Here is a 12,623-nt window from a genome sequence, read left to right on the forward strand (position 1 = left end):
GGGGTGGGGAGGCCGCCCCCCGGAGGGTAGGGGCGGCCGGAGGGCGGAGCTCTACGGGTAGTTGGTCAGGTTCGCCACGTTGGTCGAGGAGTTGGAGGGACCACCGGTGCCGTTGACGACGTGCCGGATGGTGCCGGTGCCGCCGAGGGAGACGGTCACCATGCTCTGGAAGCGGACCCCGGTGGTGTTCGGCGCCTCGATGGCCCGTTCCGCGGCCACGCTCGGGTTCACGTTGAAGTAGCAGTAGCTGCCGAGGCCGTAGGCCTGGTGGCTGGTGACGGAGTCGGCGACCTTGTAGGCGGCGTAGCCCTGCGTGGAACCGTTCATCCAGGCCGCCTGGTTGGGCGGGTCGTAGGGCATCTCGTTCTGGTAGAAGTACGTGCGGCCGCCGTTGCCGTTCCAGACGGTCTGGTACTTCTGGTAGTGCTCGACGAACAGGCCGTACGCGGTGACGTTGTCGCCGTTGACGACCAGTCCGGTGTCCGCGGTGTTGGTGGTCCAGCCGACGCCGCTGCCGTGGTCGGCCCGCCAGATCCACATGTGGTCGCCGATGACGTTGTCGCTGTTGATGACGAGGCTGGTGGTCGCCTTGCCGACGCCCGCGCCGCCGACGCGGAAGTACACGTCGTGCAGGGAGGTCGGGTTCGCGGTGTGGGAGGCGGTGGAGCCGGCCGGCCCGACCTCCATCAGGGTGGGCGAGTTGGTGGTGCCCGCGTCGAAGAGGACACCCGCGACTTTCACGCCGTCGACGTCGGCCACCTTCATCGCGGTGACGCCGTTGTCCGGCACGAAGGTGGCGAGACCCAGCCCGAGGACGACGGTGTCGGCGCGGTTGACCTGGAGCGTCTGGTTGAGGTGGTACACGCCCGGGGTGACCAGCAGGTTCTTGCCCGCAGCGAGCGCCGCGTTGATGTCCGCGGCGCTCGCGCCCGGCTTCACGACGTAGAAGGTGTCCAGGGACAGGGAGCTGCCCGCCGGGGTGCCGTTCGTCCAGCTCGTGCCCGTCGAGTTGGTGCGCACCGACGGCACGAACACCTTGTAGGCGCCGTCGGCGTCGACGTACAGGAACGGCTTCTCCCGGCTGACCGGGGACTGCGCGACGGTGGTGTGGGGCGGGTTGGGGAAGGTGGTGCCGGGGACGCCCTGGCTGCCGACGAAGACCATGTTCCAGTTGGATCCGGTCCAGCTCCCGAGCTGGGAGTTGCGCGTCAGCCACTGCTGCTGGCTGCCGGAGTTGACCTGTCCGTCGACCTTCGTGTCGGCGAGCAGACCGCCGCTGGACCAGCCGTTGTCGTCCAGGGCGAGGTTGCCGCGCAGGTGCATCCGGCGGTAGGCCGCCGCCTGGGAGACCGCCCAACGGTCGGTGCCGCCGCTGGGGTTGACGGACAGGTTCTCGGCCCCGCGCCAGAAGTTCTGCGTCGCGTTGCCCTGGAACCAGTCGGCCTCGGCGTGCACCGCCCCGTTGATCGTGACCGCGTCCGGGGTCAGACCCAGACCCGCGACCTGGGTGTAGAAGCCGACGTTGGCGTCCGCGGAGTAGGAGCCCGGCTTGAACAGGACCGCGTAGCGCTGGGAGCCGAACTGGTTGGTCTCCTGCTGCTGGAAGATGGAGTTCAGCCGTGACTGGATGGTCGAGGACGACATCGACGGGTCGAAGACGACCACGTTGGGGCCGAGGTCGGGGTTGGTGGCGGACTGGGTCACCGGGACCACCTGGAAGCGCTGGGCCGCGCTGCCGTTGCAGGTGTACTGCACGAACTGCACGCTGTCGGCGGTCGAGGCGCCCGGGTCGTCCAGGCACTTGCCGCTGTTGCGGTTGACGAAGTGGTAGGCGCCGCCGCCGTCGTGGACGGGCAGCCACTGCTGGTTGGCGCCGCCGCCGTAGGCCCACAGGTGCACGGGCGCGTTGTCGGCGGTGGAGACGTCGGCCACGTCCACGACCTGCGAGGTGTTGTTGCGGTTGTCGATGCGGACGTAACCGTCGCTGGTGGGGGTGAAGCTCCACTGCTGGGCCGTGGTGCTGTTGCACGTGTACTGCTGGACGACCGTGCCGTTGGCGGTACCGGCCGCCCTGGCGTCCAGACACCGCCCGCTTGCCGCGTTCATGACAGTGGAGAAGCCGGTGGGGAGCGCGGTGGCCGCTTCGGCGGGTGTGGGGATACAGGTGAGTGCGGAGGCGGCGGCCACCGTGACGAGGGTGGCGGCGCCGGATCTGCGAAGGCGCGTGAGGGTGTGCATGCGCAGGGCCCTTCGTGGGGGTGAGGGTGTCGCGAGGTGTCTGGCTGACCCGTGAACCTAAAGGTATGGACCAATTACGTCAAGAGATGAAGTAAGGTTTGAGAGAAGGGGATTGAGGCTTCGCGGGAGAACGCGCTCCCGGTTCGGAAGCCTTGGACGCCTGCGGAGGGGCACCCGGCTCGCTGTCGTCGCCGGGAGGGAACCTGCGTTGTGATCGCCGTCGCCTTGTCGTTGCTGCCCGCCCTGGGTGTGCTGCTGTACGCCATGGACCGCGTCGAGGACCGGTTGTCGGCCGGGTCGTCGACGCCCCGTCATGCGCGGGGGCGCCACCTGCGGTTGATCCGCGGCACCGGCCCGTCGCGTGGCCGGCGGTCGTCCGCGCCGGCCCGGCACGGCGGGACGCGTCCGCGTCACGGTGCTCCGTCCGCGGCCGCGGCGGGGACAGGGCCACGGTCCGGGCGAACGGCCTCCCCTCGCCCCGCCTCCGCTGCCGCAGGGACGCGGCACCGGGAAACCGGCCGTCGGGCCGCGTGACGCCGTCGGCGGGACAGCCCGCGTGCGGACGGCCGTCCGGACCGTCCCGGACCGAACCGTCGGGGACGCCGCACGACTCCCTGCCGCAGCCCTGATTGGGCGGGTCTTCCGGGGTACTCGCGGGACATGAAGCTGCATCTTCCTGGACGTAAAGACCACCACGGCAGCGACGGGGCTCCGGAGCGCGAGGTCCCGTCGTCCGACGAGGTGGGCCCCGGGCCCGCCGTGGAGGAGCGCGCGCCCGACACGCCGTCCCAACTGCCGAAGACGGCGTGGGGGGCGGTGCTGCGGGGCAGCGTGCGGGAGTTCAAGGACGACGAACTGACCGACCGGGCCGCGGCGCTGACGTACTACGGCCTGCTGTCGCTCTTCCCGGCCATCCTGGTCCTGGTGTCGATGCTCGGCCTGACCGGCAAGTCCGCCACGGACACCGTGCTGAAGAACCTCAAGCAGTTCACCCCGGGCTCGGCCCGCGACATCATCACCGGGGCCGTCGAACAGCTCCAGGGCAACGCGGGCGTCGGGTCGGTCATGGCCATCGTGGGCCTGGTCCTGGCGGTGTGGTCGGCGTCCGGGTACGTGGCCGCGTTCATCCGCTCGGCCAACCGGGTCTACGACATGCCGGAGGGCCGCCCGATCTGGAAGATCCTCCCGGTGCGGATCGGTCTGACGGTCGTCCTCATGGTGCTCGCCGTCGTCAGTTCCCTGATCGTCGTCTTCACCGGCACCCTGGCCGCCAAGGCCGGCTCGGCGCTCGGGATCGGCGACACCGCCCTGACGGTCTGGTCGATCGCCAAGTGGCCCGTCCTGGTGGTCCTGGTCACGGTCATGATCGCGCTCCTGTACTGGGCCACCCCCAACGCCCGGGTGAAGGGGTTCAGGTGGATCACGCCGGGCAGTTTCCTGGCCCTCGTCATCTGGCTGGTCGCGTCCGCCGGATTCGCGTTCTACGTGGCCAACTTCGCCTCGTACAACAAGACGTACGGCACCATGGCCGGTGTCATCGTCTTCCTGATCTGGCTGTGGATCAGCAACCTGGCGATCCTCCTGGGACTGGAGTTCGACGCCGAGACCGTGCGGCAGCGGGCGATCGCCGGCGGGCTGCCGCCCGACAAGGAGCCCTACACGGAGCCGCGCGACACCCGCACGTGGGACGAGCAGGACCTCCGCAGGCTGGACGACGAAGGACCGGCACACGACAAGTGACGGGTTGATCCGATTCTGTCGGCTTATCTCGGGGAGCTTGGGACAACCGCAGGTCATGAGGTTGCTGACGGACTTGTATGAGATCGACGGGGCGCTGACACGGGATGCCGCCTCCCGGATCCCGCCGGGGGTGGCCAAGGCGTTGTCGGCGGTGGAGGAGGCCGCGGAGAGCACCAAGCTGTGGTGCGGCGCGGCCGCCGTGATGGCGTGGAAGGGCGGCTGGCGCGGGCGCAGGGCGGCGGCCGCCGGAGTGGTGGCCATGACGGTCGCCCAACTGGTGTCGAACGGCCTGTGCAAGCAACTGGCCGACCGCCCCAGGCCGCCCGCGGAGTGGATCCCGCACGACGAGGTCGCCGACCGCCCCGACTCCTCCTCGTTCCCCTCCGGGCACACGGCGGCGGCGGTCGCCTTCACCGCCGCCGTCGCTCCGACCTGGCCGGTCGCGGGCGCGCTGGTCGCGCTGCCGGCCGCCATGGTCGCCGTCGAACGGGTGCAGTCGGGTGCCCACTATCCCAGCGACGTCGCCGCCGGTGCCGTCATCGGCCTGGCCGCCGCCTGGCTCACCCGTCGCGCCCCGGTCCTGTTCCTGCGCCACCGGCTCTAGCCGTCCGGGGCAGCCGGCCGGGCGGGGGCCGGCTCGCCTCGCGAAAGGAAGGGCCGCGCACACACCAACGGCGCCGGAGCTTCGGGAACGACGTCGGCGCCGCACGGGCGAAGACCACGCAGTCCGTCCTCGCCGCGGTCCGTCCGCGTCGGCCCGCTCGAACGTCCTGAGCGGGCCGACGCCGTGTGCCGGCAGCCCCACACCGCGGGCACACACGGGACAAGCCACCGTGGACCGCCGCCGCGGCTCCACCAGGGACCCAGGCGAGCGGGTAACCCGTATCCCACGAGGTAATCCCGGAGATCCGAGACGGATGGGACCGGGGGGAGCCGTTGACCGGAGAACCGGGTTCGTCCTACCGTCGTCGGACCAGGTGCCGGAACGTTCCGGCAAAGAAGCGGCGGCCTCGTCGCGGAAGCGGAGCGGAGCGGACCCATGGGCCTGTCGTCCACGGACTGGCTGGTGCGACCCGTCGCACCGATCGACGAAGCCACGGTGTCGGCCGTACTGGAGACCCGGTTCGGGGTGCGGGGCACCGTGCGGGACCTCGGGAGCCAGCAGGACCGCAACTACCGGGTGCGCGCCGAGGCCGGGGAGTACGTCCTCAAGGTCGCCAACCCGGCCACCGCGACCGCCGAGTTGCGGGCCCAGTGCGACGCCGTGGAGCACCTCGCCGGTGCGCTGCCCGGCGTCCGGCTGCCCCGGGCGGTCCCCGGCGCCGACGGTGACGTGGTGCAGCCCTTCCTCGTGGACGGAGCCGAGCTGGCCTGCCGTCTGCTGGACTTCGTGCCCGGTGAGCCGATCATGGACAGTCGCTACCTCGCCCCCGCCGTCGTCGCCCGCCTCGGCGAACTCTCCGGGCGGATCGCCGCGGCCCTGGCCGGCTTCACCGCCCCCGACCCCGGCCGCCTGCGGCCGTGGGACCTGCGCAACGCCCTCCGGGTGATCGAGACCCTCGCCCCGCACTGGTCCGACCGGGACCGCGCCGACCGCGTGCTGAGCGCCGCCCGCACCGCGCACGCCCGCGTGGAGCCGCACGCCGAGGAGCTGCCGGTCCAGTTCGTGCACGGCGACATCACCGACAACAACGTCGTCTGCGAGACGGCACGGGACGGCCGCCGCATGCCGGTCGGCGTCATCGACTTCGGAGACCTGGGCACCGGCTGGACCGTGGCGGAACTGGCGGTCACCTGCACCTCCCTCCTGCACCACCACGGTGCCGGCCCCGCCTCCGTGCTGCCCGCCGTCCGCGCCTTCGACGCCGTGCGCCCGCTCTCCGACGGCGAGGCGGCCGTCCTGTGGCCGCTCGTCGTGCTCCGGGCGGCCGTCATGGTGGTCAGCGGGCAGTACGACGTCCTCCAGGACCCCGGCAACGGCTACGCGTCCGCCGCCCTGGACCGGGAGTGGGCCATGTTCGAGTCGGCCGTCTCCGTGCCCGCCGAGGTGATGGAGGCCCAGGTGCGGGAGGCACTGGGCCGCCCCCTGCCCCCGGTCGCCGTCCCGCCCGCCCACCGCATGCTGCCGGACCTTCCCGACGACATACCGGTCCTCGACCTCTCCGCGCAGAGCGACGACCTGCACACGGGCCGATGGCTGGAGGCGGACGCCGAGTCCGCCCTCGCCGCCGGCCGGCCGGCGGCCCGTACCCGGCACGGCGAGTTCCGCCTGACCCGGACCACGATCGACACCATGGAGGCCCCGGCGACCTGCGCCCTCGGAGTGGACCTCCACCTCGCGGACCCCCTGGAGGTGCACGCGCCCTGGGCCGGCACGCTCACCCGGCACGCCGACGGCACGCTCGCCCTGCGCGGCGCGGGCCCCGTGCTGTGGCTGCACGGCATCGACGGGCCGCCCGCGTCCGGGCCGGTCGCCGCCGGACAGCGCCTCGGCACCGTCGCCGAGCGGGACGGCGGACACGTCCTCGGCCTGCAGATGTCCACCCTGGCCGACCCGCGCCTACCGCGCTTCGCCACCCCGGACCTGGCCGCAGGCTGGCTGGCGGTGAGCCCGGACCCGACGGCACTGATCACCGGACAGGAGACGGAGGAGCCGTCCGCCGACGAGGATCTCCTCGACCGCCGCGACCGCGCCTTCGCCGGCGTCCAGGAGCACTACTACGACGAGCCGCCCCGCATCGAACGCGGCTGGCGCCACCACCTCGTCGACACCCGCGGCCGCGGCTACCTCGACATGCTCAACAACGTGACCATCCTCGGCCACGGCCATCCCGGACTGAGCGACGCCGTGCACCGGCAGTGGCGGCGCCTCAACACCAACTCCCGCTTCCACTACGGCTCGGTCGTGGAACTCTCCGAGCGGCTCACCGCGCTGCTGCCCCCCGAACTGGACACCGTCTTCCTCGTCAACAGCGGCTCCGAGGCCGTGGACCTCGCCCTGCGCCTGGCCTGGGCGGCGACCGGACGGCAGGACACGGTCGCGGTCGAGGAGGCCTACCACGGCTGGACGTACGCCAGCGACGCGGTCTCCACCTCGATCGCGGACAACCCGAACGCCCTGTCCTCCCGGCCGAGCTGGATCCACACCGTGGCCGCCCCCAACTCCTACCGGGGCCGCCACCGAGGTGCCGAGGCCCGGCGGTACGGCCCCGAGGCCGCAGCGCGGATCACCGAACTCGCCGCACAGGGCCGGCCGCCGGCCGCCTTCATCTGCGAGCCCTTCTACGGCAACGCGGGCGGCCTCCCCCTCCCCGACGGTTACCTCCAGCAGGTCTACGAGGCCACCCGCGCCGTCGGCGGACTGTGCGTCGCGGACGAGGTGCAGGTCGGCTACGGCCGGCTCGGCACCCACTTCTGGGGGTTCGAGCAGCAGGGCGTGGTACCGGACGTCGTCACCGTGGCCAAGGCGATGGGCAACGGGCATCCGCTGGGCGCGGTGATCACCCGGCGGGAGATCGCCGACGCCTACCGTACCCAGGGCTACTTCTTCTCCTCCGCCGGCGGCAGTCCCGTCAGCAGCGTGGTCGGACTGACCGTGCTGGACGCGCTGCGGGACGAGCGGCTCCAGGACAACGCCCTGGAGACCGGGGGATACTTGAAGCGGCGGCTGGAGGAACTCGCCGACCGGCACCCGCTGATCGGCGCGGTGCACGGCTCCGGGCTGTACCTGGGCGTCGAGTTCGTCCGGGACCGGGAGACGCTGGAGCCGGCGACCGAGGAGACCGCGGCGATCTGCGACCGGCTGCGCGAGCTCGGCGTGATCGTCCAGCCCACCTCGGACCGGCAGTGCGTGCTGAAGATCAAGCCACCCCTGTGCCTGACCCGGCACAGCGCCGACGTGTTCACCGCCGCGCTGGACGACGTACTGACCCACGGCTGGTGAGGCGGGGTGCCGCAGAGGGGTCCCCGCACGCCGGCCGGACCGGCCGTGCCCGCCACCATCGCCGACGTCGCCCGCGGGGCGGGGGTCTCCAAGACCACCGCGTCGGACGCGCTGCGCGGCCACGGCCGGGTGTCCGACGCGACCCGCCGGGCCGTCCTGGACACCGCCCGGCGCCTCGGGTACACGCCCAACCGCAGCGCCCGCAGCCTGCGCACCTCGGTGACGGACACCGTCGCGCTGCACATCCCGGAGTTCCTCACCAGCGCCGAGTACTACATGTCGTTCGTGTTCGGCGTGGCCGAACAGGCCGCGCGCTCCGGGCTGAACGTCACCCTGGTGTCCGCCGGCCGCCTCCCGCAGGCCGACGGGCTGATCCTGTGCGACCCGATGCCGGACAACCCCGTCGTCGACGAGCTGATGAACGCGGGCCTCCCGGTCGTCACGGCCGAGCGCTACGGCGGCGACACCCAGCCCGCCGGGGTGATCTGGTCCGACCACGAGACAGCGCTGACGGAACTCCTCGACCACCTGCGCAGGAGGGGCGTCCGCAGGCCCGCGTTCGTCGCCTCCGACACCACCGCCGACTGGGCCCTCACGCTCCAGCGCACCTACGCGCGCTGGTGCGCCGGGCACGGCGTCCGACCGCTGCTGCGCAAAGCGCCGTTCGGTGCCTCACCCGAGGTGCTGCGGGCGGTGGTGGGGGAGTTGCTGGCCGATGCGCCCGGCACCGATGCGATCGTGTGCGCCGCCGACGGGGCCGCCGCGGCCGTCCTGCCCGAGATCCGGTCGGCGGGCCGGATCGTGGGCGAGGACCTGCTGCTGGCGTCCTGCGTCGACAGCCTGGCCATGCGGACCGCGGAACCGCCCATCACGGCGATCGACCTGAGACCCCGTCACATGGGCGCGGAGTGCGTGCGGTTGCTGTGCGGCCTACTCGCCGGCGAGGTGCCGGACGGTACCGCTCGTACCGTGGCCATCGACGTGCACGTCCGGGCGTCCACGTCCGCGTGAGCGCCGGGACCCCGGGCGGTGGCGCGCTCAGCGCCCCGGTGCCGGCCCGCTGCTCCCGCGGACGACGAGGTCGACGGGGACGAGCGAAGCGGGACGAGGTGGTCGCGCCGAGGCGTCGATCCGGCTCACCAGGAGCCGCAGCGACCGGGTGCCGATCTCCGCGAAGTCGGTGCGCACGGTCGTCAGCGGCGGCAGCAGATGCGCGGCCTCGGGGATGTCGTCGTACCCCACCACGCTGACCGAGTCCGGCACCGGACGGCCCGCCTCGTGGAAGGCGTGCAGGACGCCGAGGGCCATCTGGTCGTTGGACGCGAACACCGCGGTGACGTCCGGGCGCCGGGTCAGCCGGCGGCCCAGGTGGTAGCCGGAGTCGGCGCTCCAGTCACCGAACAGCGGCTCGGGGACCGGCGCCCCGGCCGCCTCCAGCGTGACGCGCCAGCTTTCCAGCCGCTGGTCGGCGGAGGTCCAGCCGCTCGGCCCCGCGATGTGCCAGACGGTGGGGTGGCCGAGCCCCAGCAGATGCTCGGTCGCCTTGCGGGCACCCTCGCGCGAGTCCCCGGTGACCCGCTCGCTCTCGGGGTCGAAACCGTTCTCCAGCACCACCAGCGGGATGTCCAGCCGGGCGTCCGCCAGGGCGTGCCCGACCCACAACTGCGGGGCGATGGCGATCACCCCGTCCGCGCCCTCGGCCGAGAGCCGGTTGACGGCCTCGACGACCGTGCCGGGCTCGGCCGAGTCCAGCGCGATGGAGCTGAGCAGGTAACCGGCCTCCTGGGCGGCGGTGTTGATCGCGGTCAGGATCGCGGCAGGCCCGTAGCGGGCCGCATCGAAGGAGATCACCCCGAGCATCCGGGTCCGGCCGCTGGCCAGCGACCGGGCGCTGCGGCTGGGCCGGTAGCCGAGGGTCCGCATGGCCGTCATGACCGCCTCGCGGGTCTCGGGGCGGACGGACGGATGCTCATTGAGCACCCGGGAGACGGTCTGCTTGGAGACACCGGCCAGCCGGGCCACGTCGTCCATGACCGGGCGCGAGCCGGCGAAGTTGCGGCGGCTGCGCCCCTTCGGCACGGCTCCCTCGGCGGCGCTTGGGGTCATGGTGACGGTGTCCTCGACGTGGTGGTGGCGGTGGTGCGGCGGTCCCGGCCCGCCCGGGAGCACAGCATAGGCGGGCCGGGACCGGGGGCCGGGCCCCCGCGGCAGGTCAGCCGGCCCGAACCGGCCGGATGTGCCGGGTGATCCACTCGGCGCGCGTGACGGCGGCCGTCCCGCGTTCGCCGCGCGCCTGCTCCGGCAGATGGACCGGGGCGTCGGCGTGCAGCGGCAGCAGCCGCAGCCGCAGGCCCTCGGAGCGCAGCGCGTCCGCGGGCAGCCGGTCCAGGCCGATGTCCCAGACCCGTCCCGCCCAGAACTGGTCGGCGACCAGCGTGTCCCCCACGTACGCCCGCCCCACGTCCCCGTGCCAGTGCAGCCGCAGGAGCGTCCCCGGCGGCAGCCCCTCCGGCACCTCGACGCGGTACTCGGCGGCCACGGTGTCGAAGTGCTTGTCGGCCGGCGCGCTCGCCCGGCCCTGGACACCGGTGACGGGCTCGGGGGCGGGTCCGGCGGCCCGCACGAGGCGGACCCCGGGCGCGGCGTGCCGGGGGGCCGGCACCGGCGGGACCCGGTACCGGAGGAACACCCCGTCCGCGACCGCCTCCGCCGGCGCCCCGTCCACCACGGGCGCCCGCTCCGGTGCGGGCAGCACGGCGAACGAGGTCGCCGCACCGGAACCGTGCAGCCGTACCTCGTCCCGGTCGAAGACCACCCCGTCCCCGCTCAGCACCAGCCGCTCGGCACCCCAGGCCCTGCCCCGGTAGACGGTACGGGCGGTCGCCGCGTCCAGCACCAGCAGGCCCACCCGGCCGCCGTCGGCGGTCTCCGCCTCCACGAGGGCGTCGGTACCGGGGCGCAGCCCGGTCACCAGCAGCCGGTCGCCGACCGGGGTGACCTCGCCGGTCGGCGTGCGCACGGCGGACACCGTGGCCGCGTCCAGGGCGAGTTCGGGAGCGATGCCGTCCGTGGCGGCCAGCACCAGGACCGTACGGCCGTCGGCGTCGACCGTGCACACCGGCTGGGCGGTGGCCCACTCCAGGCGCAGACCGGCCACGTCCAGGCACAGCGGCCAGCAGAAGTACGCGCCGCTGGGGACCGTGACGGGAGCGCTGGGGAAGGTCAACTCCGCACCTTCAGAGGGGAATGCAATGCTGAACGTCGTGTCCGGGTGCTCCGGGAGCTGTTCGTGCGGCTGGTGGTTGTTGACGAACAGGAAGCCCGAGCCGCCGTCGCCGCGCACCGCCCAGCGCAGGGTCTCCCGGTCGGACTGTCCCCTGGGCCGCCGCTCGGGCAGCACGGACTCCATGGGCGCGATCAGGTGTCCGAAGTCCGCCAGCAGCAGGTGCTGGAGCCGGAGTTCGTGATAGGTCCCGCGGTACTGGCCGTACTCGCCGAGCGGTGCCTGGAAGTCGTACGTCAGGACGGGCAGGTCGTTGGGGTAGCCCGTGGCGTGCGACTCCTGGAGGGTGCTGAGCTCGCCCGTCGGGTTGGTGCCGCCGTGGAACATGTAGAAGCCCTGCCACACCGAGCCGCAGCCGATCTTGGTCAGACCGAGGGCGCCGATGTCGTCCGGGCCGACGTACGGCCGGCGGTGGTACGACACCGCCATGCCGCCGCCCAACTCGCAGGTGGCCCAGGGGAACCGGTCGGCGGACGCGTCGGGTTCGCTGCCCCGCACGCGCACCGGCCGCAGATCGGAGCCGATGCCCTCGTCGTCGCGCTGGTGGGTGAAGAAGAAGTGCTTGCGGCAGGTGTCGGGCCAGCCCCCGTCGGCCTCGGTCCAGAAGGCCTCGGTGTACCCGCCGTACAGCGGGAGGAGCTCGTCCGGCGGGAGCCGGACACCGCCCCAGGCGGTCGACGTCCACAGGGGCGCGCTGAGTCCGGCCTGCTGGGCCATCCGCTTCAGCGTCAGCAGATGGCCCGGCTGGTCGTAGAGCTCGTTCTCGATCTGGATCGCCACGATCGGGCCGCCGTGGGCCCGGTCGAGACCGTCCAACTGCTCGGCGATCGCCGCGAACCAGGGCCGTACGGCCGCCAGGTAGACGGGGTCGTCGGTGCGGGGCACGCAGTCGCGGGCCAGGACCCAGTCGGGCAGTCCGCCGCCCCGGACCTCGGCGTGCGACCAGGGGCCGACGCGGGGGACGAAGTCCAGGCCGTGCCGGGCACACAGCTCGGCGAAGCGGCGCAGGTCGCGGTCGCCGTCGAAGCGGACGCGGCCCTCGCTCTCCTCGTGGTGGATCCAGATGACGTAACTGGCGACGGCGGTGACCCCGCCCGCCTTCATCTTCAGCAGTTCCTCCTCCCACTCGCCGGCGGGGCAGCGGGAGTAGTGGAACTCGCCGGAGACCGGGAACCAGGGGCGGCCGCCCCTGGTGAGCCAGCGGTTGGTGACCTCGATCGGGTCGGGCACCCCGGGCGCGTCCGTGAAGGGCAGGTGCCCGGTCAGCGGAGGCCCGGCAGGGGAGGGGAGGCGCAGGTGGTGAGGGTGGGACATCAGTCGTTCTCCGGTACGAGGTCGGGTGTGAAGTAGTGCACCGCGCCGGAGATGATCCGGAACGGCTCGCCGTGCAGGAGGCAGCCGTCCGAGGACGTCGTCAGA

General features: G+C 72.9%; 7 protein-coding genes. 4 read left to right on the top strand and 3 right to left on the bottom strand.

Annotated elements, in window-relative coordinates:
* Window positions 1-51: 51 nt before the first annotated feature.
* On the bottom strand, window positions 52-2,238 hold the full coding sequence (locus ACIQJT_RS02915; RefSeq protein WP_402639337.1) for an RICIN domain-containing protein: 2,187 nt from the start codon (window positions 2,236-2,238) through the stop codon (window positions 52-54).
* Between the two features lie 660 nt (window positions 2,239-2,898).
* Here ACIQJT_RS02915 and ACIQJT_RS02920 point away from each other — a divergent pair.
* The 4 genes from ACIQJT_RS02920 (at window position 2,899) to ACIQJT_RS02935 (ending at window position 8,932) form a co-directional block, all read left to right on the top strand.
* Entirely contained in the window at window positions 2,899-3,978 is a 1,080-nt protein-coding gene (locus ACIQJT_RS02920) for a YihY/virulence factor BrkB family protein (protein ID WP_365459474.1), read from the top strand.
* A 55-nt stretch (window positions 3,979-4,033) separates the two neighbouring features.
* Window positions 4,034-4,582 (top strand): phosphatase PAP2 family protein, encoded by a 549-nt coding sequence (locus ACIQJT_RS02925; protein WP_365459471.1) that lies wholly within the window; start codon window positions 4,034-4,036, stop codon window positions 4,580-4,582.
* 435 nt (window positions 4,583-5,017) lie between these two features.
* Entirely contained in the window at window positions 5,018-7,921 is a 2,904-nt protein-coding gene (locus ACIQJT_RS02930) for an aminotransferase (protein ID WP_402639340.1), read from the top strand.
* A gap of 45 nt (window positions 7,922-7,966) precedes the next feature.
* Complete coding sequence (locus tag ACIQJT_RS02935) at window positions 7,967-8,932, top strand: LacI family DNA-binding transcriptional regulator (protein WP_402639342.1); 966 nt, start codon at window positions 7,967-7,969, stop codon at window positions 8,930-8,932.
* A 27-nt stretch (window positions 8,933-8,959) separates the two neighbouring features.
* On the opposite strand, the gene ACIQJT_RS02940 is transcribed toward ACIQJT_RS02935, so the two are convergent.
* Window positions 8,960-10,027 carry a LacI family DNA-binding transcriptional regulator gene (locus tag ACIQJT_RS02940; RefSeq protein ID WP_402639344.1) on the bottom strand — a complete coding sequence of 356 codons (1,068 nt, stop codon included), beginning with the start codon at window positions 10,025-10,027 and terminating at the stop codon, window positions 8,960-8,962.
* A 106-nt stretch (window positions 10,028-10,133) separates the two neighbouring features.
* Window positions 10,134-12,518 (bottom strand): beta-galactosidase, encoded by a 2,385-nt coding sequence (locus tag ACIQJT_RS02945; RefSeq protein ID WP_402640063.1) that lies wholly within the window; start codon window positions 12,516-12,518, stop codon window positions 10,134-10,136.
* Between the last annotated feature and the right edge of the window lie 105 nt (window positions 12,519-12,623).

This window comes from Streptomyces sp. NPDC091972 (assembly GCF_044756385.1).
Lineage (GTDB): Bacteria > Actinomycetota > Actinomycetes > Streptomycetales > Streptomycetaceae > Streptomyces.